The 26,059-nt window shown below is 42.4% G+C and carries 28 protein-coding genes; 25 read left to right on the plus strand and 3 right to left on the minus strand.

Going from position 1 to position 26,059, the window contains the following annotated elements:
* Position 1: 1 nt before the first annotated feature.
* The gene (locus tag O0550_RS09435; protein WP_050816475.1) at positions 2 to 1,198 is read right to left on the minus strand and encodes a sensor histidine kinase; all 1,197 of its coding nucleotides are present in this window, start codon (positions 1,196 to 1,198) and stop codon (positions 2 to 4) included.
* 202 nt (positions 1,199 to 1,400) lie between these two features.
* On the opposite strand from O0550_RS09435, the gene O0550_RS09440 reads away from it, so the two are divergent.
* The 6 genes from O0550_RS09440 to O0550_RS09465 all read left to right on the plus strand — a co-directional run bounded on the left by O0550_RS09440 (position 1,401) and on the right by O0550_RS09465 (position 9,461).
* Positions 1,401 to 1,817 carry a MarR family transcriptional regulator gene (locus O0550_RS09440; protein ID WP_003339765.1) on the plus strand — a complete coding sequence of 139 codons (417 nt, stop codon included), beginning with the start codon at positions 1,401 to 1,403 and terminating at the stop codon, positions 1,815 to 1,817.
* Positions 1,818 to 1,839: 22 nt separating this feature from the next.
* Positions 1,840 to 4,968 carry an efflux RND transporter permease subunit gene (locus O0550_RS09445; RefSeq protein ID WP_258426130.1) on the plus strand — a complete coding sequence of 1,043 codons (3,129 nt, stop codon included), beginning with the start codon at positions 1,840 to 1,842 and terminating at the stop codon, positions 4,966 to 4,968.
* A 25-nt stretch (positions 4,969 to 4,993) separates the two neighbouring features.
* Positions 4,994 to 6,244: an efflux RND transporter periplasmic adaptor subunit gene (locus tag O0550_RS09450; protein ID WP_003339761.1), complete on the plus strand. Its 1,251-nt coding sequence runs from the start codon at positions 4,994 to 4,996 to the stop codon at positions 6,242 to 6,244.
* Between the two features lie 1,602 nt (positions 6,245 to 7,846).
* The gene (locus O0550_RS09455; RefSeq protein WP_258426131.1) at positions 7,847 to 8,134 is read left to right on the plus strand and encodes a hypothetical protein; all 288 of its coding nucleotides are present in this window, start codon (positions 7,847 to 7,849) and stop codon (positions 8,132 to 8,134) included.
* Positions 8,135 to 8,137: 3 nt separating this feature from the next.
* The gene (locus tag O0550_RS09460) at positions 8,138 to 8,899 is read left to right on the plus strand and encodes a hypothetical protein (RefSeq protein WP_258426132.1); all 762 of its coding nucleotides are present in this window, start codon (positions 8,138 to 8,140) and stop codon (positions 8,897 to 8,899) included.
* A gap of 205 nt (positions 8,900 to 9,104) precedes the next feature.
* Positions 9,105 to 9,461: a (2Fe-2S) ferredoxin domain-containing protein gene (locus tag O0550_RS09465; protein ID WP_003338834.1), complete on the plus strand. Its 357-nt coding sequence runs from the start codon at positions 9,105 to 9,107 to the stop codon at positions 9,459 to 9,461.
* A 247-nt stretch (positions 9,462 to 9,708) separates the two neighbouring features.
* Here the strand turns inward: O0550_RS09465 and O0550_RS09470 are convergent, their stop codons facing one another.
* Positions 9,709 to 10,254 (minus strand): cysteine hydrolase family protein, encoded by a 546-nt coding sequence (locus O0550_RS09470; RefSeq protein ID WP_003339754.1) that lies wholly within the window; start codon positions 10,252 to 10,254, stop codon positions 9,709 to 9,711.
* A gap of 201 nt (positions 10,255 to 10,455) precedes the next feature.
* Here O0550_RS09470 and O0550_RS09475 point away from each other — a divergent pair, with 201 nt between their 5' ends.
* The 4 genes from O0550_RS09475 to O0550_RS09490 all read left to right on the plus strand — a co-directional run bounded on the left by O0550_RS09475 (position 10,456) and on the right by O0550_RS09490 (position 15,156).
* Positions 10,456 to 11,166, plus strand: a complete 711-nt coding sequence (locus O0550_RS09475) for a response regulator transcription factor (protein WP_003339750.1) — start codon at positions 10,456 to 10,458, stop codon at positions 11,164 to 11,166.
* Between the two features lie 156 nt (positions 11,167 to 11,322).
* Positions 11,323 to 12,261, plus strand: a complete 939-nt coding sequence (locus O0550_RS09480; RefSeq protein WP_258426175.1) for a sensor histidine kinase — start codon at positions 11,323 to 11,325, stop codon at positions 12,259 to 12,261.
* Positions 12,262 to 12,386: 125 nt separating this feature from the next.
* Positions 12,387 to 13,157 (plus strand): ABC transporter ATP-binding protein, encoded by a 771-nt coding sequence (locus O0550_RS09485; RefSeq protein WP_003336513.1) that lies wholly within the window; start codon positions 12,387 to 12,389, stop codon positions 13,155 to 13,157.
* Positions 13,132 to 15,156 carry an ABC transporter permease gene (locus O0550_RS09490; RefSeq protein WP_258426134.1) on the plus strand — a complete coding sequence of 675 codons (2,025 nt, stop codon included), beginning with the start codon at positions 13,132 to 13,134 and terminating at the stop codon, positions 15,154 to 15,156. Before O0550_RS09485 ends, O0550_RS09490 begins: the two co-directional genes overlap by 26 nt.
* A 167-nt stretch (positions 15,157 to 15,323) precedes the next feature.
* Here O0550_RS09490 and O0550_RS09495 read toward each other — a convergent pair whose 3' ends face one another.
* Positions 15,324 to 15,680 (minus strand): helix-turn-helix domain-containing protein, encoded by a 357-nt coding sequence (locus tag O0550_RS09495; protein ID WP_121472692.1) that lies wholly within the window; start codon positions 15,678 to 15,680, stop codon positions 15,324 to 15,326.
* Positions 15,681 to 15,877: 197 nt separating this feature from the next.
* Here O0550_RS09495 and O0550_RS09500 point away from each other — a divergent pair, with 197 nt between their 5' ends.
* The 15 genes from O0550_RS09500 to O0550_RS09570 all read left to right on the plus strand — a co-directional run bounded on the left by O0550_RS09500 (position 15,878) and on the right by O0550_RS09570 (position 26,046).
* Entirely contained in the window at positions 15,878 to 16,078 is a 201-nt protein-coding gene (locus O0550_RS09500) for an XtrA/YqaO family protein (RefSeq protein ID WP_003339742.1), read from the plus strand.
* A gap of 142 nt (positions 16,079 to 16,220) precedes the next feature.
* Positions 16,221 to 16,382, plus strand: coding sequence for a hypothetical protein (locus O0550_RS09505; RefSeq protein WP_003336517.1), 162 nt, complete (start codon positions 16,221 to 16,223; stop codon positions 16,380 to 16,382).
* A gap of 115 nt (positions 16,383 to 16,497) precedes the next feature.
* Positions 16,498 to 17,112, plus strand: a complete 615-nt coding sequence (locus tag O0550_RS09510) for a sigma factor-like helix-turn-helix DNA-binding protein (RefSeq protein ID WP_258426135.1) — start codon at positions 16,498 to 16,500, stop codon at positions 17,110 to 17,112.
* Positions 17,113 to 17,167: 55 nt separating this feature from the next.
* Positions 17,168 to 17,347: a hypothetical protein gene (locus O0550_RS09515; RefSeq protein WP_258426136.1), complete on the plus strand. Its 180-nt coding sequence runs from the start codon at positions 17,168 to 17,170 to the stop codon at positions 17,345 to 17,347.
* A 31-nt stretch (positions 17,348 to 17,378) separates the two neighbouring features.
* The gene (locus O0550_RS09520) at positions 17,379 to 17,828 is read left to right on the plus strand and encodes a hypothetical protein (RefSeq protein WP_096887433.1); all 450 of its coding nucleotides are present in this window, start codon (positions 17,379 to 17,381) and stop codon (positions 17,826 to 17,828) included.
* Positions 17,821 to 18,084 (plus strand): hypothetical protein, encoded by a 264-nt coding sequence (locus O0550_RS09525; RefSeq protein ID WP_096887432.1) that lies wholly within the window; start codon positions 17,821 to 17,823, stop codon positions 18,082 to 18,084. Before O0550_RS09520 ends, O0550_RS09525 begins: the two co-directional genes overlap by 8 nt.
* Before the next feature lies 1 nt (position 18,085).
* Positions 18,086 to 19,423 carry a phage tail sheath subtilisin-like domain-containing protein gene (locus O0550_RS09530; protein ID WP_258426137.1) on the plus strand — a complete coding sequence of 446 codons (1,338 nt, stop codon included), beginning with the start codon at positions 18,086 to 18,088 and terminating at the stop codon, positions 19,421 to 19,423.
* 2 nt (positions 19,424 to 19,425) lie between these two features.
* The gene (locus O0550_RS09535) at positions 19,426 to 19,878 is read left to right on the plus strand and encodes a hypothetical protein (protein WP_003336524.1); all 453 of its coding nucleotides are present in this window, start codon (positions 19,426 to 19,428) and stop codon (positions 19,876 to 19,878) included.
* 11 nt (positions 19,879 to 19,889) lie between these two features.
* The gene (locus tag O0550_RS09540) at positions 19,890 to 20,270 is read left to right on the plus strand and encodes a hypothetical protein (protein ID WP_003336525.1); all 381 of its coding nucleotides are present in this window, start codon (positions 19,890 to 19,892) and stop codon (positions 20,268 to 20,270) included.
* Positions 20,271 to 20,482: 212 nt separating this feature from the next.
* Positions 20,483 to 22,987 carry a phage tail tape measure protein gene (locus O0550_RS09545; RefSeq protein ID WP_258426138.1) on the plus strand — a complete coding sequence of 835 codons (2,505 nt, stop codon included), beginning with the start codon at positions 20,483 to 20,485 and terminating at the stop codon, positions 22,985 to 22,987.
* A complete protein-coding gene (locus tag O0550_RS09550; protein ID WP_258426139.1) occupies positions 22,984 to 23,598 on the plus strand; it encodes a hypothetical protein in 615 nt (204 codons plus the stop codon). The genes O0550_RS09545 and O0550_RS09550 overlap by 4 nt, the downstream gene beginning before the upstream one ends.
* Before the next feature lie 12 nt (positions 23,599 to 23,610).
* The gene (locus O0550_RS09555; protein ID WP_258426140.1) at positions 23,611 to 24,558 is read left to right on the plus strand and encodes an XkdQ/YqbQ family protein; all 948 of its coding nucleotides are present in this window, start codon (positions 23,611 to 23,613) and stop codon (positions 24,556 to 24,558) included.
* Position 24,559: 1 nt separating this feature from the next.
* A complete protein-coding gene (locus O0550_RS09560) occupies positions 24,560 to 24,814 on the plus strand; it encodes a hypothetical protein (RefSeq protein ID WP_003339721.1) in 255 nt (84 codons plus the stop codon).
* The gene (locus tag O0550_RS09565) at positions 24,815 to 25,243 is read left to right on the plus strand and encodes a DUF2634 domain-containing protein (protein ID WP_258426141.1); all 429 of its coding nucleotides are present in this window, start codon (positions 24,815 to 24,817) and stop codon (positions 25,241 to 25,243) included.
* Entirely contained in the window at positions 25,231 to 26,046 is an 816-nt protein-coding gene (locus tag O0550_RS09570) for a baseplate J/gp47 family protein (RefSeq protein ID WP_258426142.1), read from the plus strand. Before O0550_RS09565 ends, O0550_RS09570 begins: the two co-directional genes overlap by 13 nt.
* Positions 26,047 to 26,059 lie beyond the last annotated feature (13 nt).

Genomic DNA, 26,059 nt, shown 5'->3' on the forward strand with positions numbered 1-26,059 from the left:
GCTATGTGTTCCCTTCTAAAGATGAATGATGGTAAGGAATTGTTGCAGTAATTTCAAAGCCAAATGGTTCCCTCATCTGATATTTCAGCGTTCCGTTTACTTTCGTGATACGTTCTCTCATGCCAGATAAACCAAAACCAGGTTCAACCCCTTCCTGAGAACGATTTTGGCCGTTGTCGTGAATGGCTAAAACGATGGAATCAGCTATCTTACTAATTTCAACCCACATGGCGGTGGCATTGGAATGACGCAATGTATTCGTAATCGCTTCTTGTAGAATTCGATAAAAAACAATCGTTACCTCGTTTGTTAAATCGATCTCTTCCTCATTCGTGACAAACGTACAGGACAGGTCCGTATTTTTCTCTGTTTGCGACAAAAGAGCTTGTAATGGCGCTAAGCCAAACGTCCGCTTGTCGACTGCAAGGGTATGAACGGAGCCGCGGATATCCTCCAAGCTTTGCTTCGCTACATCCAGCATATTGTTGACCGCCGTCTGTGCATCATTTGGTCCAGACTTCAGCATATAGGTAAGCGCATGTAGCTGCACGATGAGAGAGGTAAGACTGTGACCTAACGAGTCATGAATATCACGTGCGATTCGATTTCGTTCCTCCAACACGGCTACTTGCAATGTATTTACAGTCATTTCCTGCAATTCATTATGTGCATCCTGTAGTTTTGTATGTGCGATTTGCAATTCTTTTAAATGCTGCTGATTTAATTGATACGCTTCATGGTGGGAACGATACCCGCGTGCACCCAGATAACACCCAATAAAGGAAAGTAAAAAAGGAGCAACATGCGTGGTGTAGCTATGAGTGATCCAGATGAGTAATACACAGGTAACCACTCCAAAAAAGGTGGCTAACGGTAACGAATATTTTTTATCGATGCGCAGGCCGATGATAATCCCAAGCAGGATAATCATGCCAAACCCCTCAGGACCCAGATAAATGCCTTTAAATAGGGTAACGCCCCCGACTAATAAAAGAATGACAGTCATTTTTATGGAGGGCAGTTGAATAGAGGAGGTCCAAAATAAGATCAAATACCCACAGAACAGTAATACGGAAAACACAAATTGTATAGGTGATTCATGATTATAGGAGTTTGGTAGCCATGTCAAAAGAGATAAGGCTAAGAACCAGACCAATAAGAGTCGTTTGCGGAGGGCCTTAGTTATGTTATCAATCAAAGAATAGCCCACCCTTCTTCAAATTTTTCGATCGTTTGTTCATATTCTATTGTAGCACGGGGTGTCATCTATCTCTAGATAGACGAGCCAGTGCTACGGTTTTCCATCCCTCGGTAGATTTGCCTATTTCAACTTGCCGCTACAATGAAACCTGTGACATTTCGTATCGCGAACAATTGATTAACGGCAGGAGGTGGCTTGGATGGAAGAGTTGATTACCATGGCGAAGCTTCTCAAAGAAGCGAGTGCCCTTTTTACATGGATCACACGTGAAGAACTCGAAAGCAAAGATATCACCTGGCAGCAAGTGCTGATTCTGGAGCAAATTGTGCACGACCCGAAAACCATTGGGGAAATCAGCAAGGCTGTTAGTCTTTCGTACAGTACGGTATCTGGATTAATTGATCGCCTAGAACGAGATAACATCGTCATAAGGCTCAAGGATAAAAAGGATAAACGATTGGTTTGGGTTGCGATGTCCCCACGATTCGATCATGCGAATGAATTCGCGGGACGCCAAGCGGAAATGGAGACGTTTGAGCAACAGACGACTCAGATGATTTCATCCCTCCATGTCTTGCAAGAAATGTATACAACCAAAAAAAGAATAACGAGTTAAGACATTGGTGAGGTGAAAAAGAGTGAATATATCTGAAGTGTCGGTCAAACGACCTGTTCTCATTATCATGTTGACCCTGGCAGTCATGATTTTTGGAATCGTTTCTCTGCCGAAATTGGCTATTGATTTGTATCCAGAGCTGAATTTTCCAGTTGCCGTTGTCGTGACATCTGTGGATGGCGCGGCACCGAGCGAGGTAGAGAAGCTGGTAACGAAACCGATAGAAAGTGCAGTAGGAACTGTTGCTAATTTAAAGGAAGTATCATCTATTTCGATTCAAGGAGCATCACAGGTTATTCTCAGCTTTAATTGGGGGACCGATTTAGATCAAGCTACATTGGAATTGCGGGAGAAGGTTGATCGAGTGCGACAACTGCTCCCATCCTCAGCGAAATCTCCACAGGTTCTGCGGATTGATCCGAATAGCACGCCGATTATGACATTTGCCCTAACAGGCGAGGATGATGTTAATCAATTGAAGAAGATAGCAGAGGACTCCATTCAAAACCGCTTAGAAAGAATTGATGGTGTAGCTGGAGTAAATCTGGTCGGTGGTCAGGATCGCGTGGTGGATGTGGTGCTCGACCCTGCTAAAATTTCGTCGTATGGATTAACCATCGACCAAATTCAGCAGGCGATTGCCAGCAACAACCTGTCCGGTTCAGGTGGTGCCGTACGTGAAGGAGATGGCAAATATAACATTCGAGTTCAGGGTGAGTACGATAGTGTAGCGAAAATCGGACTAACACCTATTCGCATGGGAAATGGCTCCCTTCGCCTGCAAGATATTGCTACCATCAACGATACTACGGCGAAAATCAATCAGTTCAGTTACGTTAATGGGAAACCAAGCTTAGGCATTACCATTACAAAGGCATCTGGTGGAAATACCATTCAGGTAGCGGATGCTGTAAGTCAGGAATTGAAAGAGATTAAGAAGACCTTACCTTCCCAGTTACAACTAACAACTACGCTGGATTCGTCCACGTTTATTAAAGATTCAATCTACACCACAGCAGAGCATGCCTTGTTCGGTGGATTGTTTGGGATTATTATTTTGTTCTTCTTCTTAGGTAGCTTCCAATCAATGATTGTTGCGATCATCGTGCTACCCATCTCGATCATCTCCACCTTCTTGCTGATGTATGCGACCGGTCAAACGATCAATCTGATTTCCCTATCAGGGCTGACGCTCGGACTGGGTTCACTGGTTGACTTCGCGGTCGTAATGCTGGAGAACATTTTCCGACAAAGGGAAAAAGGGAAAGGCATGGTAGAAGCTGCGTTAGATGGTTCCAAGGAAGTGGGTACTGCAGTAATGGCTTCTGCTTTGGCGCAGATATGTGTATTCCTGCCAATTGCACTAGTTGATGGTATTGCAGCAGAAATTTTTAGACCCCTAGCTCTAACCGTTGTGTATTCTCACATTGCCGCTTTAGTCTTTTCCATTATCCTAGTACCAATGTTAAGCTCACGGATACTCAAAAAAGTACCAGAGCATAACAATCGGGAAGGATATCGTGGAATGAACCCGGTAATCTGGTTCAATATTGGATTTCACAAGGTAGAAAAAGGCTATAAAAGGCTGTTAGATTTTTCGCTGAATCATCGGAAAACAGTAGCGATTGTTACGGTTGCCATGATGATCGGTTCTATAGCGCTGACTCCGTTGGTTGGGGCAGAATTTATGCCATCGATGGATCAGGGACAAGTTACAATTGATATTAAGATGCCTAACGGTAGTGTTTTGGAAGAAACAAAGAAGGTAGCCCAACAAGTGGAAAAGATAGCGGCGCAAGTACCGGAGCTGGATATTCTGAGCACCTCGATTGGTAGCGGTGGTTCAGCGGCCGTGGCTACTTCTACCTCTAACAAAGCAACCGTTGATTTAAAACTGGTCGACGTAAAGGATCGTAAACGCTCCACTCCGGATATAATGGCAGATTTGCGTAAGCAGGTAGCATCGATTGCGGGTGCTGAAATTAAGGTGAAAGAACAGTCTGCTGGTATGTCCACAGGCTCGCCTTTACAGATTACCTTACGCGGTGATGATATCGAGGTTCTAAAAGATGTGAGCGGGATTATTAAGCAAGAGGTAATCAGTGTCCCGGGAACCAGTAATGTGGTGACCACCTTAGATGATACGCAGCATGAATTTGAAGTGAAAATCGATGCAGAGAAAGCAAGTATGTATGGGCTAAGCTCTGGACAGATTTTAACGGCTGTGGGTACAGCATTTAACGGACAGACGGTGACAAAGTATCGCACGGGTGATGATGAAATCAATGTGCAATTAAAATGGCCCGAGCAGTATCAGGAAGATACGAATTACTTGAATAGCTTGCGCATAACTGCACCAGGTGGCGCACAGGTAGCGTTGTCTTCTGTTGCAGAGGTGACAAAAGTAGAGGCACCGCTAACGATTAATCGCTCGAATCAGACTCGTGAAGTAAAAATCACAGGTGATTTAGCAGGACGTGATCTGAACTCAGTCACTACGGATGTACAAACGAAGCTAGACAAGCTCTCCCTGCCAGATGGCTATAAAATTGAGTACGGCGGAGAGAGTAAAGATATGATGGAGTCCTTTAGTAGTCTTGGATTGGCTGTTATTTTGTCAGTCGTCCTACTTTATATGGTAATGGCGGCCCAATTTGAATCCTTATATACGCCGTTTATTATCATGTTTTCTATCCCGCCTACCTTTGCAGGGGTTATGCTTGGCCTGTTGTTTACCAATACCTCGATCAGTGTGTCCGTGTTCATTGGATATATTCTACTGATTGGTTTGGTCGTTAATAACGCCATCGTATTAATAGATTATGCAAATCAATTGCGAGACAAAGGTATGAGTGTCAGGGATGCGATTTTGGAAGCAGGGCCTGTACGCTTGCGTCCCATTCTCATGACGACATTGACTACCATTCTAGCAATTGGTCCATTAGCTTTTGCCACAGGCTCTGGTAGTGAATCTCAAGCTCCGATGGCGATCACAGTTATTTTCGGATTAAGCTTTGCTACGCTCATTACCCTAGTGTTGGTTCCAGTCGTGTATACTTGGTTCGATGATTGGTCTTCTAAACGTAAACACAAGAAAGAACAAAAGCGACTAAAGAAACAACAAGCAGCTATTGCGGTAGCGAAGTCGTAAAGGCGAAGAGATAGAGGAGGGGGAAATGAAATTGAAAGCAAAAACAACGATGAATAAAAAAATGATTCTAGTAGCAGCATCCGCCCTGTTCTTGGTAGCGGGGTGTTCGAATCAAGCGGCAGAGAATACCCCGACAGAACAGACAGAGAGCGTAACACCGGTTCAGATTGAAATGTCTAAGCTAGGGACAGTTTCCTCTAGTGCAGGCTTTACGGCTAAATTAGCGCCTAGTCAGGATGTGCAGTTAAGTCCAAAATTGTCTGGGAAAATCACCTCCTTACCTGTTCGTTTAGGACAATATGTAAAACAAGGAGAAACTTTGTTTAGTGTAGATGAACAAGATGTGATCAATTCGATCAAACAGGCAGAAGCGGCTTATCAGGTAGCTAAGGCGAATTTAAATCAAGCAGGCAATAGCTCCAGTCAAGGTCTTGAACAAGCGAAGAATAGCTTGAGCCAAGCCCAAACAGCCCTACAGGATGCAGAACGAAATCAACAGCGGATGCAAACGCTATTTAATCAAGGCGCAATTGCTCTGCAACAATATGAACAAGCAAATACACAGCTTGCCAATGCAAGAACAGCGGTTGCCAATGCGCAGGAAGGCCTGAAAGCTGCCACTCAAATGTCAGCAGTAGGTGTATCGGAGGCTTCTGTTAAGCAAGCGGCTGTGAGCTTGGAAAATGCTCGGACACAACTGGGGAATGCAGTAGTAAAAGCTCCTTTCAGCGGGTACATTTCAGGAGTGAATGGAGCGGTTGGACAGGTGGCTTCTCCACAAAGCCCTATTGTCACATTAGTTAATACCAATCCACTTGTTGTGAAGGCTAATTTGTCTGAACAGGATATTTCACAGGTGAAGGTTGGCGATGAGGTAAAAGTGAATATCACGGCATTAGGAAAAGAAATGACAGCTAAAGTAACGGCTGTCAGCCCGGTGATGGATCAACAGCTCAAAGCCTATCCCATCGAAATATCAATCCCTAATCCAAACAACGAGCTGAAAGCCGATATGGTTGTGAACATGAATCTAGTAGGGCAACAAGGAAAAGGACAGGAAAAGGTAGTTGTTCCTCGCAAGGCCGTGTTCGATCGCGATGGGAAGCAGTATGTTTACATCGTAGAAGGCGAGATCGCAAAGCAAGTCGCGGTAACCACAGGAGAAGGCTCTAGCGAATCCATCGAAATTCTGACAGGAATTAAGGCAGATCAACAGGTCGTCGTAAAAGGACAGACACTGTTGAAGGATGGAAGTAAGGTAACGATCCAAAAGTAAGAATAACCGAACAGATCTAGACAAAATCATCTCTCGAAAAAAGCTGTCACATTCTATTGTGACAGCTTTTTTCATGGAAATAGAGGGATGTAATATAGTTATCATTTAAGCTACTAGCTCCTGTTGAAGAAGGAGATGAAGGGAGAGAAGCTATCATTATGGAAGGCTCAAAGAGAGCTACAGTCATTATTGATAAGAAAACAAAGCAACTTGTCTCTGCTGATGTGAAATTACAAGTAAGTGAAATCGATCAGACAAATCTCAACAAAGCCATACAAGACTTAAGGAAATTGACCCGAAACGAGACTATACATTTGAAAAGGTGGTACGGGCCCTGTATCCTCGTTCAATAGATACGATTACGGCGTCATTTTATCCCCGAGAAGCTACTGTACATTTTAAAATGCTAAACTAGGCGTAGCCCAACTGGAGTATGACATAAAGCAGGTTGATCCGAAAATAACCCAGAAAGCGGCACAAGAGATCAAAGCTTTCACAGGCAAGACATTAAAGACGACAAAAGCGACACCGGTTACATCAGAAGAGGAAAATGTATAGGTTATCGAGGACATTGATGGACCTCGGAGGTATACTCTCCGCTAGTGTTTTTTGAACATTTAAAACCATCCCTCTATTTGGTATAATCCCTACGTAAGATTGTTTCATCATAAAGTTTTATATAAACAAACATTTATGGGATATATTAAAAAGGAGGTTGTTTTCGGTGGAATTTAGCATTATCTCGTCATTATATCAATTATTTTTTTTGTTTCTAATCGTATTCGTAATTGTGTGGATATATAGGTTTTTCTCTCGTAAATTTAACAAAAAACACGACGAAACAATAAAAATGTTGCAAAAGGTAGTAGATTTGCTTGAGGAGCAAAACAAAAAAAAGAAGGAGTAGTTATTTACAATAATTTTGGATGGATATTTGTGAAGGATGGAGTAAAGGTTGATATATCATTTAATCAAGAAAGTTGTCTCCTTTACATTTAGGAAACGACTTTTTCTTTTACAAAAACAACTTTCAAGACACATAAATGAATACAAAGGTTAGTTGTTGACGCATTGTTGAGCAAATCCGTCAACAACTAGAGGTAAAAATTCAAAAGGAATCATAAATAATCACACGATAACAGATAGTATTAAATCAACAACGATTCCCAATCAGAGAGCTTTTGGTGCAATTATTAGTGATGTGAATGCATCATTCTCTTATGGTGATGCATCATCATTCTATGGTGATGCGCTCTCATGCGATGGAAATGCTCTCTGTGAGCAAACTCGTGACGCCTGGCCGGGTGATGCCGATGCATCATACTTAAAGAGCGAAAGTGATCGGCATGCCTTAAATGATGGTGCATTCTCCTCCGATGGTGTTCAATTGGGTCCATAAACCCATCTCCTTTCTAACCATGATAGTTATGATATGGGGGCAGCTGTAGAATTGATTATCCTGAACACAAAAATGGGTTAATGTCCGAAACGTACTTGCGAAAGCATTTGGGGTGGCGTGAACAAAAACATGAAGTCTACTCTGCTTTAGACAGGATAAGAGAAATAACAGACGCAGAAATTGAAATGAATAGGAAGGTGGGCATGAGTAGAAAGAGAATTTGTTTTATGATAGTTACGATATTTACTCTTCTTCTTTCGGGATGTATGGAACAAACCGTAAATCAAAAATCTCAAATAATGACAAGCCAAAATGAAAAAAAGTATAACCCTGGGGACTATTTATCAATTACTTATACCGAATATGTGAATGGTAAAGATACAACTAATGGAATGGTAATGCGGGTTATGAGCTATGATTTACAGTCTAAGCGCATGACAAAGTTGGCGGATATTCGCTACACTTCACAATATCCATTATCTGTTGTCTAGCTGATGGATAATAAGATTTACTACTCAGCAGATGTACAAGACAAAGGAGATCAATTGTTCTCCTATGATCTACAGTCAAAAAAGACGCAACAGCTATCAAATGAATTATTTGCTATTAACTACATTGTACCTACGACAAAAACAGGACCTATTATTCTATCCGCTGTGAAGAAAGGCGAGCGTGTCCTAAAAACTGTCTTGTATGATAAACAGAACCATAAGCTAGAGTTCATGGATGATAAAGATCTCGATAGCAACACGTGGGCAGTTTCCTACAATACAGAAGCAAATAAAACCTATCTTGCCCGTTTTTCAGAGAATGAAAGAGAGAAGCAGAGAAACATCTCTAATAAGCAACAAAAAGCCATGGTTCCCCCCGACTATACGGTTGTTGAACTAAATAACGAGACGAAACAAGAACGCCCGATCATTTCGCTGAAAAAGGAGCAAATCATTTCCTTATCAAGTACCGGGAATCAGCTATTTCTTATTACCTCTCCAAGTATCAATCGCCCACCTATCGAATATAGTCTGGTGGAAAGTAAGACTGGTGAAAGAAGGAAGTTAGATCTCCCCATTTCGTCTAGAAGTGATGTCTATCTTTCCCATGACGCTAAGGGTATTTATTATCTGGGCAGTACTTCAAAACATGTTAACAAGGGGCGCGGGATTTATTATTACGATTTTGCTACGAAAAAAATAGAACCTGTCTTTTTACAGGAGAATGGGTTTATTAATAATTTTATGCTAGTGTCTCGTGAATGATAAAGCGTAAGGCCGTCAGATTCTTCTGACGGTTTTTTATTAGGCATTTTTGCTTACAAAGATTTGGCATATTAATCTGTTCTGTACATATATGTACCAAAAAAGAAACGGTAAGGATGTGCTCAAACTCTCCAAAACATTTCAATAAGAAATCATTTTCAGTGAAATGCTGATACAATAAGGGGAAACTAGAAGGGGGAAGGTTATGGCAACATGGGATTTATCGAAAACAAAGCATCATATCCTGCTATGTAACGGTGGTAGCTGCATGCGAAAAGGTGGCGAAGAAGTCACTGTGGCGATTCGTCAGGAAATAGCCCGGCAGCGAGCAGATGAACAGATTCATACAACCCGGACCAGATGTAATGGACGCTGTGAGGATGCCTGTGTCTTGATTGTCTATCCAGATGGAGTTTGGTATCAAAATGTTCAGCCTGAGGATGCGAAAGAGATTGTCGAACATCTTGTCCAAGGACAGCATTATCAGGCTAAAATTAGCCATAGATACTCAGGTGACGGATTTGTTAGAAATGAAACCGTAGCGCTTGGGGTAAAGAAATAAAAGAACAGCTACTCTCAGCAAAAAAGAAATGGCTAGAGAGCATGTTGATAGTACGTCATACTCGTGATTTAAGTCAGAACCTTAGTTTCATTCCAACACAGATAATGAAAGAACAGACTCCCAGATCGAAGGAGTCTGTTCTTTTATTTGATTCATGATTACTGTTACTAGGTAAAGCTACTGAAATAAGAGTCTAAGTCTAATTGCTCTTGGCAAAGCGATATTTTTATAGTCCCAATCTTTTATCTTAGCGTGGTTCGGAGGCAAAAATTTCACTTGAATCCTTGACTGTGATGTTATGATGTTGGGTGCCTAGCCCGTTCAATGTTTCGTTGTGGTGGTCAATAATAGAGATGGCGTTCAAGGTCGGGGTATTGGCTGTCGAATGGCAATCGCCAACCAAGGTTACCTCATAGCCGTGTGAGACCGCGCTTCGGCAAGCTGTATCAATACAAAACTGAGTTTGAAAGCCAACAATAATGAGATGCTCGATACCTCGATTTAAAAGCTCCTGATGCAGAGCTGTTTCATAGAATGCGTCGCATGCTGTCTTTTTAATCACTATCTCACCCTCAAGAGGTGCAACGTTAGGATGAATCTCAGTCATATGCGCTCCTTCTTCAAAAGGAGAGCCGGCTGGACCAATATGCTGAATAAACAGAACAGGGACGTTGAGCTGACGAGCTTTTGCTTGTAATGAACTAATTTTGTCAACGATTTCTTCCCCATGATAAGAATGATAGGTAATGATGCTCTGGGTGTCTACAATAACCAGTGCTGTTTTATCAATCATATAGGTGATCATCCTTCCTTATTTTGGCTTATATAAAGTATACAACAATTAAAAGTAGCGAAATACATTTATTGCGACAAAAAAAGGAAAACAGAGAGAGCGTGACGGAAAAGGATGCTTTTACGTCAAACGATGAGAAGAGTGTAAAGGAAAAGTAGCTGGAAGCTTTCCTTTTACAAGAATAAAGGATGGGAAAAGCTTATGACTACAATCATGATTATTGAAGATGACCCGAAAATTGCAGAATTGCTGCGAGAACATATAGAGAGATATAAATACCGAGGGGTTGTCATCCGAAATTTTGATCTCATTATGGAGAGCTTTTTAGAATGGAAGCCAGATTTGGTCTTGCTAGACATTAATTTGCCCAGCTTTGATGGCTACTACTGGTGTCGTCAGCTTCGAACGATCTCCACGTGCCCCATCGTGTTTATATCAGCTCGTAGTACAGAGATGGATCAGGTAATGGCACTTGAGTATGGTGCAGATGATTTTATTACGAAACCCTTTCATTATGAGCTAGTAATAGCCAAAATTCGTAGTCAGCTACGCAGAGCCTATGGAGATTATGCCCCCAAGATGGACGAGCGCATGGTCGAGCAAAAAGGCTTATGCCTTTATCCAGAGAGATTAGAAGTGAAATTGCAAGAAGAGAGCAGCTTACTGACTAAAAAGGAAGCGATCTTACTGGAGGCCTTGCTCACTTCTTATCCGCGCGTGTCGAGTCGGGCTAAGCTCTTAGACAAACTGTGGGATGATCAGGCATTTGTAGATGATAATACATTGAGTGTGAATATCACTCGCTTGCGAAAGAAGCTTGCTGAGTTAGGAATAGAAGATGCAATTGAGACGGTCAGGGGAGCCGGCTATCGATTACAGATCACGTGGAATCATACAGGAGGTACAAGCTGAATGGACAGAGAGTACAACACGAGTACCTTTGAAGGGAAATCGAAGGTACGATCAGCTAGAAATAAGTCTTTTAAAATGGATTCATCCGGCAACAAGCAGCATGTATGGCTCTTTTTGCGTGAGCATGTCCCACTAATCTTATATTCCTACATCTTAATGCTGTTTCTCTTGCTTGTTTTTTGGTTCGATGGCTATGATCATGTGCTGACAGCCTTGTATGCTATTTTTTTAGGGACTTTTCTTTTACTGATATATCTTACGTACCGATATGTGAGCCATCGTGCTTTTTATTTGCGCCTATCCCAGCCGCTTGAGGCTATGCATGAGTTCATGTCAGAATTCAACCACTCGCCGCTTCCAGAAGCTTTAGCAACCTTATTGGAGGCGCAATATAAAAGATATCAGGAGCAGATAAAGAGCTGGGAACGTCAGCATCAAGATCATATTGCCTTTATGAATCAGTGGGTACATCAGATGAAAACACCGTTATCCGTCATCGAATTAATTACCCAGAAGGAAGATGACGAGCGATTTGAAAGCATTGCGGAGGAGACAGATAAGCTGCGCAAGGGCTTAGAAATGGCGTTATATATATCAAGGCTGGAGACATTTGAACAGGATTTTAGCGTGGATCAGGTCCGTTTATTACCGATTGTAAATAAGGTTGTTCATGACAATAAGAGGTTTTTTATCCGAAATTACGTTTATCCTGAGGTAAAAATGGAGTCGACATTAACAGTAGAAACGGATGCGAAATGGCTGGTCTTTATGCTGGATCAGTTGTTATCGAATGCCATTAAATATTCCGCCGGCACACATGAAAAAGTGACGATTGCAGCTTTTAGGCAGGGTGAGTCTGTTGTTTTAGAAATACAGGATAGAGGAGTAGGCATACCGACAGCCGATCTTCCCCGTGTGTTTCGTGCCTTTTTTACCGGAGAAAATGGAAGGGAGTTCAAGGAATCCACGGGAATGGGTCTGTATTTGGTCAAGGAAGTGGCAGAAAAGCTGAATCATTCGGTCGAAATTCAGTCTGAGGAGGGTAAAGGAACGATCGTACAGATTATTTTTCCATATGCTTCTCGTCGCTTCTAGCATGGGGATGGACTACATGAAATCTTACAAATTTGTAAGCAAAATGAAAGAGTGTTTTATATGAACATTCTCCCCAGTTGATTACACTAAGATAACAGAAATGAAAGGAAAGGGGAGTATGCATAATGGATATCGTAAAAGCTCGTGCACTTAGCAAAATCTATCAGGGAAAAATTTCTTATGAAGCGCTGTCCAATATTGATTTGACAATTAAAGAGGGGGAGTTTGTCGGGATCATGGGTCCGTCGGGAAGTGGTAAAACTACCCTGCTGAACATGATTTCTACCATTGATTCGCCTACATCAGGAGAAGTGCTGATTAACAATCAAAACCCGCACCTCCTTTCACCGGATCAATTGGCGCTATTTCGAAGACAAGAACTGGGATTTGTGTTTCAATCATTTAACCTTTTACACACGCTGACAGTTAAAGAAAATATTCTATTGCCGTTAACTCTTGATGGCACTAGCTTAGAGATCATGAATGAAAAAGTAGCCGCTATTGCTGACAGATTAGGCATTACTCCTATTTTACATAAGCGTACGTATGAGATCTCAGGAGGACAAGCCCAGCGAACAGCGATTGCAAGGGCAATGATTCATAAACCGAAATTACTGCTTGCCGATGAACCAACAGGTAATTTGGACTCGAAGGCAGCCCGAGATGTCATGCAATTGTTATCATCCTACAACACGGTAGATCAGACTACCATGATGTTAGTTACGCATGATGCTTTCGCAGCTAGCTATTGCAATCGAGTTGTATTCATTAAAGATGGAAAGCTCTTTAATGAAGTGTACTGTGGAGATAATCGTCAAGCATTCTATCAGAAAATCATGAATGTATTGTCTTTATTAGGGGGAGAAGCACATGACTTTTCAACAATACGCTCGTAATAATGTAATGCGCAACAAACGAGCCTATGCTGCCCATTTTTTAAGCTGTGCCTTCTCTGTGATGATGTTTTTCACCTATGCCCTGATCGCCTTTCATCCTCAATTACAAGGAGATTTGACAGGCTGGAGCTTAACAATGAATTCGCTTGGAAAAATGGCGATGAAATTGCCTCCCTATTTTATCTTCATCTTTTCTTTTTTCTTTGTGCTGTATTCTGTTAGTGCTTTTTTGCAAACTCGGAAAAAAGAATTTGGTATTTTGCTTATCCATGGGATGACAAACAAGCAGCTAAACAAGCTTGTTTTTATGGAGAATATGATTATTGGTGTTCTTTCAATGGTGTCAGGAATATTGGTTGGTCTGGTATTCGCTAAGCTTGTACTGCTGGTTAGTGCAGATATGCTAGCTATTGCAAAAGGGCTACCCTTTTATTTACCTTATAAAGCCATTGGAATTACCTTGCTGGCCTTTTTCGTCTTGTTTTTAGCGATTTCTTTCTTTACTTCCAAAACTATGAGAGTAAACAAGCTGGTTGAATTATTGCAAGCGGGTGAGAAACCGAAGCCGGAGCCTAAGGCTTCTATTGGGTTATCCATCCTTGCTGTGATTTTGATTGGAGTAGGCTATTTTTGTGTTTTCTGTTTTGCGACGGGCATCTATTTGTTTTCGCTATTATTTAGCGGGGTCGCACTAGTTGTCGTTGGAACCTACTTTTTCTTTACCCAGTGCAGTGTATATATCATTCGTTTTTTACAGAAGAAAGACAGGTTATTTTTTAAAAGAACCAATATCCTCACGATGTCTGAATTGGTTTACCGCATGCGAGATAATGCAAACATGTTTTTTATGGTAGCGGTTGTTTCAGCAGTAGCCTTTGTGGCAATCGGCACCTGCGCCGCTATGGGAAATCAGGGGCTGGCTAAAATAAAAAATCCATATGCATTTACCTATGTTTCCTATGCAAAAAATCCGCAGGAGAAGGAGCATGTTTCGCTAATTGGAAAAGAGCTAACAAATGCGGGCTTCTCTTATCAGCAAGCCTATGCGGAATTATTCTGGACTGACAATAATATGATCATGTCCCTTACTCACTATAACCATTTAGCGCAAGCTCTTGGCTATCCCATAGAGACTTTACATGAAGGAGAATTTCTGTGGATACCAGGGAAATATGCCCATGAGCGAGGAAGCAGTAAGCAGGATAGAGAAAGTCAGCTTCAGATTATACATGGAAATGTAAAGCTGGATTTATCAATGAAAAAAGTGGTTGATCATATGGTTATCCCACAAAGTTTTTCCGATGATTACTATGTGGCAGTAACAGATCAGGCGTACGAAAAAATCCTAGCTAGCCGCTTGACAGCCAATGCAGACTCGACCACAGAGGGGGGGCAAAGAGACGGCGACCAATCTAGTACGTCTGAGCAAGCCCTAGCCCAGAATACGCAAGAATCCTCTGAAGCAGAAACCGAATCTCATCCTATGAGAATCAATGTTTTTACGGTAGATAACTGGGAAAACACGGTAGAAGTAGCAAATCATTTGAGTGATAGGTTGCTAAACTATGAATCATCATATATGTTTTCTGCTTTAAGCTTGGAGTGGAAAGAAGCAAAGCAAGAGAATGGATTATTACTGATATCAAGCGTAATGATTGGTATTGTGTTCTTCACATTTGCTTCTAGCTTTCTTTACTTCCGATTATATACAGATTTGGACAGGGAGCATGCCCAGTATCAGCTCATCGGAAAGCTAGGCTTAACTGGGAAAGAATTAAGAAAAACGGTCACAAGGCAGTTGCTGATTATGTTCTTTTTACCTATCGTAATAGCGATTGTCCACAGCGGGGTTGCATTTACTGCTCTGCAACAATTGCTTCCATATTCTGTTGTAGCAAGCTCTGTGATTGTTCTAGGTTGCTTTGTGGCGGCCCAGTTTCTGTATTTCTGGCTGATTCGTTGGCGGTATCTTAAATTATTGCACAGAGGTATAGTCTAAAACAGGAAATTCCGAGGTCCACATTAGAGCATAGTTTCATACATCAAATAATAGAGGAAATAAAATATAAGGCATAGGGAAGTAGGTTTCCTTATGCCTTTTCCTATATGATAAAAAAACTAGATCGTCAAAATAAGCTTTATGGCCTGCTAGGTTGGTATATCAAATCATTTGGACTTTGCCCGCTTTTCCTTCATTCTTCGAAAAAGCTCCAAGCTTTCCTTTAGGTATTCAGCCTCTTCTGCTGTTAAAGAGTCTCCACCTGTGATAAAGGCAAGTCCGGTAGCATCTTCTGTTTCATCTGAGGAGAAGTGAGGTTCTTCTTTTGTCTGTTTGCTGAGCAAATAGTCGGTAGAGGTTTGATATATTTCAGCTAATTCCTTAAGCGAAGTAGCATCCGGCTCATAGGTATTTGATTCCCATTTTGAGACAGTGGTGTTGTCGACGCCTAGTTTGTCTGCAATCTCTTTTTGGGTCCATTTATATTCTTTGCGTTTTTCCTTTAATCGTTCTCCAAGTGTCATTCTATCACCGCCTTGTCTACCTTATGATCCATACCTAGCTTGTTTACCTCTATTATATCTATTTAGTTGAGGTATTAGCAAGTTTCGGTTGACTTTTGAGGTTTAATCAACTAATATAAAGTTATAAGTTGATCAATGCTCAAGTTTTGCGTATTCAATCAAATTGCTTCAGAAGGTTTCAGAGGAGGAAGATGAGAATGCGGTCTACAGAGATGAAACTAACACTGGACATGAATCAGGTAACAATTCCGGTCGGTAGGGAAGCTAGCATGGTTCTCATCGACCCTGTTCAAGGGAAGATTAAAATAGTGCCTCTGGTTCACCACGGTGAGACTGTAGTCAAATCTAGCCAAGGAAAGATAGCAAAAATAGCATTTCTAGAAAATGAATTATTTTAACAACTACATATTAGCCTGATACCGAGATGCGGGAGGGCGCTGGATATTTCCACGATGAGTGGGAGTTTCTAGCGTCCTTTTTTCATTTGGAAAAATAATCAAACCTGTATCGACAGCAAATCAATGATAAAGGAGGGAGAACATGAGCAAGCCCAATCAAAAACAAAGAAGCCCACATCAAACGAGGAAAGCTTCAGTAAGACAGAAAAAACCTAGAGCAATCTCAGAGTATGAATGGAGACGCTTGATGGGTGATACCACAAGCATTCAATTTCTGAAGGATAGAGCGGCAAGCAGACGGTGAGCTTACACCAATCAGGCAGATAAGGCAATGAGCGTATAGGAGAAAGCGACGATTTTGTACCGGAATGGAAAAATGCACATGTAAAAAAGTACGTAAAATCAAGGGGGAAAAAGGCATGGCAAAAAGTATAAAAAAACTAATTACTTCCTACAAAGCAACCAAAAAACAACTGAAGAACATGTTAGCTGAAATAGAGAATTCCGACCAAGAAGCTAGTGCTGGCGGTGTACATGGTACAGATCAAAAAGCATTGCGCAGTAGTCTGGCCGAAAGCATTCGCGATGTTGAGTATGCGATTAAATGGCTGGAAACAGGCAGACAACCTGATAATCAACGAGGTATTCAGAGACGATCAAAGGAACAACGAGAGATTTTATTAGACCCTTTTAAAATGCAAAGCTATGTGAGTCCGGGAACAGGAGGATGCCGTGTCGGTTTGAGTGATGCAGAACGGCAGCTAATAGATTTTTATCTTCAGTTTGTTACAGAAAAAGAAAGAGAGTGCTATCTGATGGTGCATGGGAGCGGCTTTACTCATGAGAAGGCTGCTGAAATGCTCTTTATATCCCGAGGAAACGTATCCACCTTGCTGTCTCGTGCCCAACAAAAAATTGAGTTTGCCAAGAATGTAACAGCTATCCTTGTGATGGCTGTTTTCTTTTTACTCATCGGATGCGTCAAAACCTATTTTTGCGAACGTTTGTTTGTGTGGGGCAGAAGCCACCTATAAGTGTAAGGACCATTTGGCGAGGCAGTAACGGTTGAGCAAGGAGGTACGCACCAGAATGATCCTGCATCCAAGATTACTAGGAGCTGTCAGAGAACAACTGGCTCATGAAAGAAAGCCATTTATACACAAGCAGCTAGCATCTGTAAAACGATCAGCAGAGCAAAAGGTCAACCAGACTAGGAAGCAGGCAACAACCTATGAGGGAAGATCACCTCCCCTATCCACAAAGCAATGAGCAAAAGCCTTGAAAGGAGGTGCAAATAGAAATGGACAGGGATTTGTCCACGCTAATTGATTTGGTACAGGAGGCATATCCCCAAATACCGATCATTTCCCAATTAGGAGAGTGGATGGAGGGGACGTTTCCATTACCATCCGCTTTTGTCATGACCCAAACGATCAGTGAAAAGGGAAATAGCCTGACCAGCTACAAAGTGATTTGTGAAGCAACTATTATGCTGCACTATCCCTTGGAGCAAGAAAAGCAAGTTCCGCTTTCGACAGGTGTCTTGCGAGATTTGTTACGAAAGCAACGTTATAGTTACCGAGGCAAAAATAAGCTCTTGCTTGATATCGACCCGAATACTTTTTCTGTGAATACCGAAAAAAAGGAACGGGCCGAAATAATATTTCGCTATGAGTACCTCATGCCTGTACGAAGAGAGCAGGTTGAGAAAATTGCTATCTTTGATGTGAAGGAGGATGGACATGGCTAAATCAATAGGCCAAACCAATGAAGGTGCAGTGAAAAAAACACGGCTAAAAAAGAACAACGAGCGAGCAGAGTCACAGCCCCTCAACACTACTGCTCAGGAGAACAAGCGCACTCGTCTGGAATGGATTGAGAGTGCACCTCTGTTACAAGCTGAGCGGTTTGAAGTAGCAGGAGCGTTACATGCATTTACAGATCAGCAGGTAATTAATGAAGAACAAGTACGACAATACGTATCTACATTTCGAGGAGGTAAATAGTATGACAATCCAACGTGAACGACCAGGTGTAAACGTAGAATTAAAGGCGAAAGCACAGGAGCGAGTCCTACCGAAAAGTGGTGTGGTACTAGTACCATATCTAGCTGAATGGGGAGCCCCTGATCAGGTCATTACAATGAAGGGTTATGAAGAGCGTGTAGCAGAAACCTTTGGGCAAATCGATATTTTGGAATTGGCCGCAGAAGGTGGTGCTACGGTAGTTGGCTATCGTATGACGAACGGTAAAAGTGTTGCGGCCAGCTATTCACAAGAAGGTTCGATTGCTATTCAAGCACGTTATCCAGGCTTAGTTGGTAATGAGCTACAAATTTCGATCAAGGATTCCACAGCAGAATTAGGTAAAAAGGAATTACAGGTCAAAGGCCCAGTAAAAACAGAGAAGTTCTCATTTGCAAATATGAACGAGCTAGTAACCAAAGCAGAACAATCCATTTATATCAAGGTGAAAAAGCTGGGTGACAAAGCAGTAGAAGAAACAGCAATGACGGCACTTTCGGGGGGAACAAGCGGCATTGCTACTTTATCGGCTACTGACTTTACTACTCTATTTAACTCCATCTCTGGTGTTGATTTCGACGCGATGTATTTACCGTCGGCTGATGCGGGAATCCAAGCAGCAGCTAAACAATTCATGGTCGATCGCGAGCTTTTTAGCAAAAAACGTAGCACGCTAGTAATCGGAGGTTTGCCAGAAAAAGATAGCAACATGAACGAGCATGTGGATCGTTCTGTCGCCAACAACTCTCGACGTGTCGTTAACTGCGCCATTGCAGGTCAGCATGTAAACGGCAAGACCTATGGAAGCCTGGAATGGACGGCATGGCTAGCAGGTATGATCGCTGCTACGCCAGCTCACATTTCTCTGAGTGCACAGCTAGTGCCGATGAAAAAGGCGGCAAAGGATTGGGGACACACCGAAATTCAAAACGCGCTTAACTCTGGTACATTGATTGCCGTTCGTGATGGTGATGTGTACCTGATTGAAAGTGCGGTCAACACCTTAACGACATTAAAAGCAGCAGAGCGTGAGGATTTTGGCAAAATTCGCGTCTCTATGACCCTTGACCAAATTGTTAATGACATTACCTCTGTTGGCAAAAAGTATAAAGGCAAATTGGACAATAACGATATTGGCGGTGCGACGTTCGTTGGAGCGGTTAAGACCTATCTCGAAGTGCGTGAAGCGCAAGGAGCTATTGATAAAGGCTGGATTTTTGAAGATAAGAAAAATGGAATTGGTGACAAACGCGGATTCCGCTTAGCCGCCAAGCCACTAGATGCTATTGAGCTTTTCGATATTGAATGGGAGGTGCTGTAAGCATGCGTCAAAGTGATATTAAATTAAAAAATTGTCAGGTATATGATGAAAATGGTGATCCAATCTACGGTACATTGGAAGGAAAGGCCGTCTTAAAAACAGAGTATGGCGATGTAAAGCGTCTGCAAAAGGGCTCGGTGCAAACGATTGACTCTTGGCATGTAGAGGTTACTTTAAAGGTATCATCTGTTAACGCTCTGCTCAAATATTTTTGCGTGGACCAAATTACAGAGGGTAAAACTCCTGTCATTCCACAGCTTTTGGGCGAAATGGTCGATAAGGAAAACGGCAATACAGAACGTGTTCGTTTAACGGATATTTATTTAAACCCAGAAGAAATCACATTATGGGAAGCAAAGGCAGATGGAACCGATAACGCAACTTATGAAATTAAAGGCCGCAGTAACAAGAAGCCAGATTATCTTGATAAATTACCAGAATATACAGAAGAATAGGGGGTCTTTTCATGGGGAAATTAGAAAAATTCTTAGCGCAAGCAAATGAAACAACACCACGTCATGAGGTAGAAGTCAGCATTGATGGCGAAGTATGGAAGGTACGTCAGCTAACCTTAATGGAAAGTCGGATTTGTGAGCGTGAAGCTGATAAAGGTGATAAATTCGACTGGTATCGCTACAATGACGCTCGCATTGTGAAGGCGACTGAACACGATTTTAATTGGAACGATCCAGAGCTAAAGAAAGCCTACAAAGCAGGGGACAAATTTGAGCTTCCTGGCAAATTATTTGATCGCAACCCAGACGCATATGCACTCCTTATAGAAACCGTGCGCAAAGCAAATCAGGGTCAGACAGAAGAAGAAGCGATTGAAGAAGCAAAAAACTAATTCAATCCGACGCGGAGGCTTGGCATGTAGCGAAGGCTTATCTGCATGGCAGAGGTCTCCCGGCGGAAATCGTAGAGTACGAAGTAGATAGTTATAAGCAAAAATTATTTATTATCGCATGTCAGATCATTGAATTAGAGGCGGGGGAGAAATGATATCCTCCGCCGTTTTTTTGATGAAGAAAAGATATAGCATGAACGGAGGTGAATGCAATGGGCAACGATATGGTTGTTGAGCTACTTTCTGTCCAGAAAGAGATGTTTAAGGTAAGGCAGGGCATGCTGGAATGGAAAAGAGACTCGGATTCGTTGCAAGTAGCTCTGGGACAACTGGGACGCGGATTTTTACAAGAAGCTGATAGGATGGAACGGCGCATTAAAGAGGTACGTTCTCAATTACAACAACTGGGAACCTCCGTACAAGCCAAGCTTCGTGTAAAAATAGACGATCAGGCGACACAAAAAATTTCGCAAATGCGCAGGCAATTTAGTCAACCCGTGGGGGTGAGTGGTAGAGGAGATGACGGCGGCTCTGCTAGCCCCTTTGTTGACCTCGCAGGGCAGGGGGTGAGCTGGTACAAAAACTCAATCCCTGAATCTCAAACTGCGGCAAAAGAACGCGGATTATTTATTGCCAAAGGAAAAACGGATGCCGAGGTCCAAGATTTAGATCGTAGTGTTGAGAAAATCATCCAAATCAACCCGAAACTAAGTAAGACAGAAGCTATAAACATCTATAACAAAAGTGACGATGTAAATGCAAAGGATAAGGCTGCATTTGCCGAATATGCTACCAAATTAAGTATGACTACAGGGTTTTCTTCTGACCAGAGCTTAAAAATGATGGCTCTATTACGCGACAGCACAGGAGTTACTGATCCTGAGCGACTGGCAAATTCTCTTCAATATATGAGTAACAATATGAAGGATTTTAGCGGTGATTTTGTACCCTCTATGATCAAATATACCTCCCAGCTAGGGATGGTAATGGATACACCAGAGAAAATGGCGATGATGGTCGGCGAAATTGGCAACATGGGTATTCCATCAAATGACATGCCGCTAGGCGCGTTAAAAGATATTGCCTTAAAAATGTCTTCTCAGGGTGAGCTGAGTAAAGTATTACAAAAAGGCTATGAGGCGGACGGGAAAAGTCCTGAGGAAGCCAAACGGCTAGCTGACATAGAGGCCATTCAAGTAACCCAGCTCTTGCATTCAGATAATAAAAGCGATAATCAGCAGGCGATGGGACGTATTTTTATGAATCTTGCTTCTATTAAAGATGATAATGTACGTCAAGAGATGCTAAATGCAGTAGGCTCAGGCTCTGGTAAGGAGCTATTACAGCATCTAGTGCCGCTGATGGAGAAAACAGGTAAAATTTCTGCTGGCGAAGTGGAAAATAAAGTGGCTAATAACGAAGCAAATAAATCCTATAAGGCTGCAATTGACCAAAATCCTTGGTTTGAATATATGCAAGCCCAAAGTGAAGCCAAGGCAGCCATGGTGGACTTAACAGCTACAGTAGCCAAGGATTTAACACCGGTCATAAAAACGTTAGCTGGTATATTGACTTTCTGTATCAAAACTTTTAATGAATTACCAGAGTTGGCTAGATATACCATAGAGGCGATAGGTATCTATACTCTTGCTAAAATGGCGAAGGGAAAGTCAGAGGAAGAAGAAGATTCAGATGACAGTCCAGATGCAGGTGGGGAAGAACGTAAGAAGCGTAAGGGCTCGAAGAAAAAAAGAGGAGGCAAAAAGGGGAAAAGAAAGCTAGGGCCCTTTACTTTCGGTGGAAAAAACACGGGAGGACCCAGCAAATCAACCAAAAATAATCCAAGTAGCCCAAGTAATAAGAAAAAAACTACGAAACCAAAAGCTAAACCCAAACCAGCCAAGCCAGTTACTCCTAAGTCTAAACCTCCTACTACAGTCCCCAAAAAAGCTGGCAAGCCCACTACCGGATTCGGCAAATTAAAGGACATTGGTGGTAAAGCTTTTGAAGGGATAAAAAGCTTTGGTGGTGCCGCGTGGGACGGATTAAAGAATCTGGGCGGCAAAGGTTTTGGTGGGGTGAAATCCTTTGGAAAAGGTCTGTTGAAAAAAATTCCTTTTGTAGGAGAAGCAATGGGCCTCGCCTCATTGGTTACCTCTGACAACAAACCGATGGAGCTATTAAAGCTTGGTGGAAGTGCCGGGATGAAAGCGGCAGGTACTATGATTGGTGCTACAGTTGGCTCGATTGTGCCAGGATTAGGCACAGCGGTTGGCGGAGTAGTGGGTGGATTTTTAGGTTCGGTTGGTGGAGACTTCCTCATGGAAAAATTGCCTGATTGGTTCGGATGGGGCAAAGAAAAGCCAGAGACACCACCCGCACCAGTACCTCCAGCACCCGCACCGACTCCAGCTAGTAGTGATGCTAGCCCTAGTCAAATCAAGCCTGCGAGCAGTAAGCCACAAGATACGTTAACGACGACACCAGCACCACAAGTAACGCCGGCAGCTACTAATGCCGCAAATAAGAAGGATACAGCTCAAAATCTATCGGTAACGGTCTCTTCCATGCCTATCACGCTACATGCAGATGGTGTGCTTCAGGATGTTGTAGGTATGATTCGATTATTGAAGGACCCTACTGTTACGAATGAAATTAAACGTATCATCGAGACTGCTTTCGTCAATGCATTAGAGACTAGAGGTGGAAAAGCATGATTCGTATGCAGGGAAAGTATCGGCTGACGTTTCCCGTAACCCCAGCAGAGGTGCAAATAAAAGGCTACGGAAATGATGCAGAAACATCTACCAGTATTTCGCTTGTTACCAAAAACAGACTATCTGCTAATCGAGCGAAGTCAATTTCCTTTGAGTTTTGGCTTCCAGGCGATATAGAATCTCCTTTAATCGAAGTGCAAGGCTATCAGGGACCACGTGAATGGTTAGCCGGTCTAGATCGTATCTCAGGGAAAGAGGTTCTGCTTACAATTGACGAGTTAAATTTAGCATGGAATGTCTTAATCGGCCCTGTGGATGGCACGTTTAAAGGAATGAATGTAGATTATTACGGGTCCATTGAATTACCGATTTTTATTAAAGATGAGTTCGTAGAGTGGTCTAGCAATAAGGAGCTTCTACAGCCACCTGTGATCATGGCTAAGCAACAAAAGGCTCGTGCCAATACGACAGGAAAAACCGCAAAGAAACAGCAATCATCCCCATATCTTTTAACACCAGCCAAAAACATGATTCATCAGGATAGAGAGATACGTAGCAAACAGCTTACTCGTATCCAAAAGAAAAATGCTGAATATAAAAGCAAAGCCTAGGAGGGAGCGGCTATGCGTGTGATTTATGGAAAAGATGCTACCCGACTTGATGTAACACCAGCCGTGACGGATGTTTCTTGGTCCTCATCCAGAGGACAGATTGCCCAGGTGTGTCAGATTCAGCTACGTAATCCTCCTGTATTAGCTGCTGCTGGCTATCTCATGATGTTTCCTAATGAAGCCAAGGAAAGCGAACAGCTCTTTCACGGCCCCTTAGTCGAATGGAATCGGGACGAAAAAACGAAGGAGCTGAGCGGAACTGCTTACGAGCTGTCATGGTATTTACAAAAAAATGATTGCTCAAGGCCCTATTTGAAAGGCGATGCAGGGAAGGAGATGGAGAGGATTATCCAGGGAGCAGGCATTTCGTTTCAATGCCCAGCCTTTGGATTTACGGTAAAGGAACGGCTCCCTTCCCAGCCGTACACCTCGTTGTTTACAGATATAGCGGAGAGAGCCTTTGAACGGACAGGACTTCGCTATTTTATCCAGCACCAACGGGATAAGCTGATTGTGCTAGCAGAGGGAAACAATCCCTATGTCCCCGTGTTTCAGGCTACTATGCTGGAGGCTAGCTCTACTGGGGAAAGCTTGGAGGAGGTGTACACGGCTGTAACAGTAGAACGCTATGAAGGAGATCGGGTAGCAGGCAGAGTCACGAGGGAACATCATGATTTGATGAAAAAGATCGGACGGATGCAAAAAATCATTGATGCAGGCGAGGAGAAGAATCTCGCCTCTTTGGCGTCCAAACAGCTTGCTACGTTAGCTAAAATACCGCGAACACGCTCCATAACCGTTCGTCACACAAATTCACTCATTGCTAGATTGCGGGCAGGCTGGCTGGTGAAAATTCAGGAGATAAATGGTCAACAAAGCAGTTGGATCGTAACCTCCTGCAATACCCGATGGAAAAACAGGGAATTTGTGATGGACTTACAATTGGAATGGAGAGGATAGGATGCAACAAGCGATTAATAGATTGTTTACCCAAGCAAGAAGTGGCATTAGTGATACGCAGATCGAATTTGGCACGCTACAAAATTATGCCCCGGTGGTCATTAAACTAGATCAGGACCCAACGCCCCTAAAAGAGGTAGAGGATGATCTAGTATTCTTTAAAGATGAGCTATTTACAGAGCCTCAACTAGGAGCTACCTATGCTCTAATGAGATGTTCTTCGGGGCAATATCTGGTGCTGGGTGAGGTGAAATAAATGTTTCCTACTTTAGAAAGTAATCGAGAGTTAACAGATACTCCTTCCCCGATACCCTGGACTTATAAATTGGATTGGACTACGTTTCAATTTATCAAAGGAACAGATGGCCGACATGTAAAGACTAGTAATTATGCTGAGTATTTGGAAGAGATTGCGAAAAAAATCCTGCATACCAAACGATTTCAATATGCGATTTACAGTGATCGGATTGGGGTAGATTTTTTTGAGCATATTGGCAAGCTCCCTAAGCATGTACCGTTAGCCCTGATTAAGCGGGATATAGAGGATGCGCTGGAGGCTCATTCAGAGATTGAGCGAGCAGAGGTTATGGATATTCGATATCAGGAGAATCGAATAGGTCTGAGACTAGAGATTGAAGGGGTACGGGGAAAGACTAAGGTGGTGGTAGATATATGGAAACGATAGAGAAACCGAAAATGCCTATTCTTCAAGAAAGCCCAGATCATATTTATCAGCGAATAGCCAATCGTGCAATTGACTATGCAAGAGAAAATGGACAATCTCCTCCTGCTACGGAAGAAGGTGAGATTTTTTATGATTTTTGGTATCCGTTAGCAAAAGAAATTTCGGAACAACAACAATTATCTCAATATAGTCTTTTACAGGCATTTGTGGTTTGGAGTGATGGAGAGTTTCTAGATGCACATGGATATGCAGAAGGAGTAGACCGTAAAGAGGGAGAGGAAACAGAAGCTTATCGGCAACGAATTCTCCAAAAAAAAAGAACCGAGGAGGGAAGTGGACGCGCAGAGGACTATATAAGATGGGCTTTAGAAATAGAGGGAGTTGGTGGCGCAGTTGCCATTGAACACGAGCGTCATGATGTATCGATTGATTTATATCTGACTGATTTGCAGGGTCAGCCTGTTACATTAGAGTTTGCTTCTTTCATACAGAATCAGCTTGAGACAAAGCGTATTGCAGGTCATGATCTGAAATGTTTTCCTGCTGAAATTTTCAACCTTAATGTTAGGGTAAAGCTCCAATTAGCTGATGAATCGAAGAAATCGGAGATAGCTTCACTTATTACAAGTCGAATTCAAGAATATATAAAGGGCAGCACTTGCATTGTTTATCATTTGCTAGGTGCACTATTTTGGGTTGATGGCGTAAAGGACTATTCAAACTATACCCTAAATGACGGAAGAGAAAATCTGAGTAAACCTATAAAGGCTGTTCCGTGTGTTAATTTGGTGGTTGAACTATGATCCCTTTTCGATA

This window comes from Brevibacillus halotolerans, assembly GCF_026891775.1.
Classification (GTDB): Bacteria; Bacillota; Bacilli; order Brevibacillales; family Brevibacillaceae; genus Brevibacillus_B; species Brevibacillus_B halotolerans.

Bases quoted from the DNA above. Each gene is read 5' to 3' on its own strand.
- O0550_RS09440 (WP_003339765.1), top strand. From the start codon at position 1,401: ATGGAAGAGTTGATTACCATGGCGAAGCTTCTCAAAGAAGCGAGTGCC.
- O0550_RS09450 (WP_003339761.1), top strand. From the start codon at position 4,994: ATGAAATTGAAAGCAAAAACAACGATGAATAAAAAAATGATTCTAGTA.
- O0550_RS09455 (WP_258426131.1), top strand. From the start codon at position 7,847: ATGAGTAGAAAGAGAATTTGTTTTATGATAGTTACGATATTTACTCTT.
- O0550_RS09460 (WP_258426132.1), top strand. From the start codon at position 8,138: ATGGATAATAAGATTTACTACTCAGCAGATGTACAAGACAAAGGAGAT.
- O0550_RS09465 (WP_003338834.1), top strand. From the start codon at position 9,105: ATGGCAACATGGGATTTATCGAAAACAAAGCATCATATCCTGCTATGT.
- O0550_RS09470 (WP_003339754.1), bottom strand. From the start codon at position 10,254: ATGATTGATAAAACAGCACTGGTTATTGTAGACACCCAGAGCATCATT.
- O0550_RS09475 (WP_003339750.1), top strand. From the start codon at position 10,456: ATGACTACAATCATGATTATTGAAGATGACCCGAAAATTGCAGAATTG.
- O0550_RS09480 (WP_258426175.1), top strand. From the start codon at position 11,323: ATGCTGTTTCTCTTGCTTGTTTTTTGGTTCGATGGCTATGATCATGTG.
- O0550_RS09485 (WP_003336513.1), top strand. From the start codon at position 12,387: ATGGATATCGTAAAAGCTCGTGCACTTAGCAAAATCTATCAGGGAAAA.
- O0550_RS09490 (WP_258426134.1), top strand. From the start codon at position 13,132: ATGACTTTTCAACAATACGCTCGTAATAATGTAATGCGCAACAAACGA.
- O0550_RS09495 (WP_121472692.1), bottom strand. From the start codon at position 15,680: ATGACACTTGGAGAACGATTAAAGGAAAAACGCAAAGAATATAAATGG.
- O0550_RS09500 (WP_003339742.1), top strand. From the start codon at position 15,878: ATGCGGTCTACAGAGATGAAACTAACACTGGACATGAATCAGGTAACA.
- O0550_RS09505 (WP_003336517.1), top strand. From the start codon at position 16,221: ATGAGCAAGCCCAATCAAAAACAAAGAAGCCCACATCAAACGAGGAAA.
- O0550_RS09510 (WP_258426135.1), top strand. From the start codon at position 16,498: ATGGCAAAAAGTATAAAAAAACTAATTACTTCCTACAAAGCAACCAAA.
- O0550_RS09515 (WP_258426136.1), top strand. From the start codon at position 17,168: ATGATCCTGCATCCAAGATTACTAGGAGCTGTCAGAGAACAACTGGCT.
- O0550_RS09520 (WP_096887433.1), top strand. From the start codon at position 17,379: ATGGACAGGGATTTGTCCACGCTAATTGATTTGGTACAGGAGGCATAT.
- O0550_RS09525 (WP_096887432.1), top strand. From the start codon at position 17,821: ATGGCTAAATCAATAGGCCAAACCAATGAAGGTGCAGTGAAAAAAACA.
- O0550_RS09530 (WP_258426137.1), top strand. From the start codon at position 18,086: ATGACAATCCAACGTGAACGACCAGGTGTAAACGTAGAATTAAAGGCG.
- O0550_RS09535 (WP_003336524.1), top strand. From the start codon at position 19,426: ATGCGTCAAAGTGATATTAAATTAAAAAATTGTCAGGTATATGATGAA.
- O0550_RS09540 (WP_003336525.1), top strand. From the start codon at position 19,890: ATGGGGAAATTAGAAAAATTCTTAGCGCAAGCAAATGAAACAACACCA.
- O0550_RS09545 (WP_258426138.1), top strand. From the start codon at position 20,483: ATGGGCAACGATATGGTTGTTGAGCTACTTTCTGTCCAGAAAGAGATG.
- O0550_RS09550 (WP_258426139.1), top strand. From the start codon at position 22,984: ATGATTCGTATGCAGGGAAAGTATCGGCTGACGTTTCCCGTAACCCCA.
- O0550_RS09555 (WP_258426140.1), top strand. From the start codon at position 23,611: ATGCGTGTGATTTATGGAAAAGATGCTACCCGACTTGATGTAACACCA.
- O0550_RS09560 (WP_003339721.1), top strand. From the start codon at position 24,560: ATGCAACAAGCGATTAATAGATTGTTTACCCAAGCAAGAAGTGGCATT.
- O0550_RS09565 (WP_258426141.1), top strand. From the start codon at position 24,815: ATGTTTCCTACTTTAGAAAGTAATCGAGAGTTAACAGATACTCCTTCC.
- O0550_RS09570 (WP_258426142.1), top strand. From the start codon at position 25,231: ATGGAAACGATAGAGAAACCGAAAATGCCTATTCTTCAAGAAAGCCCA.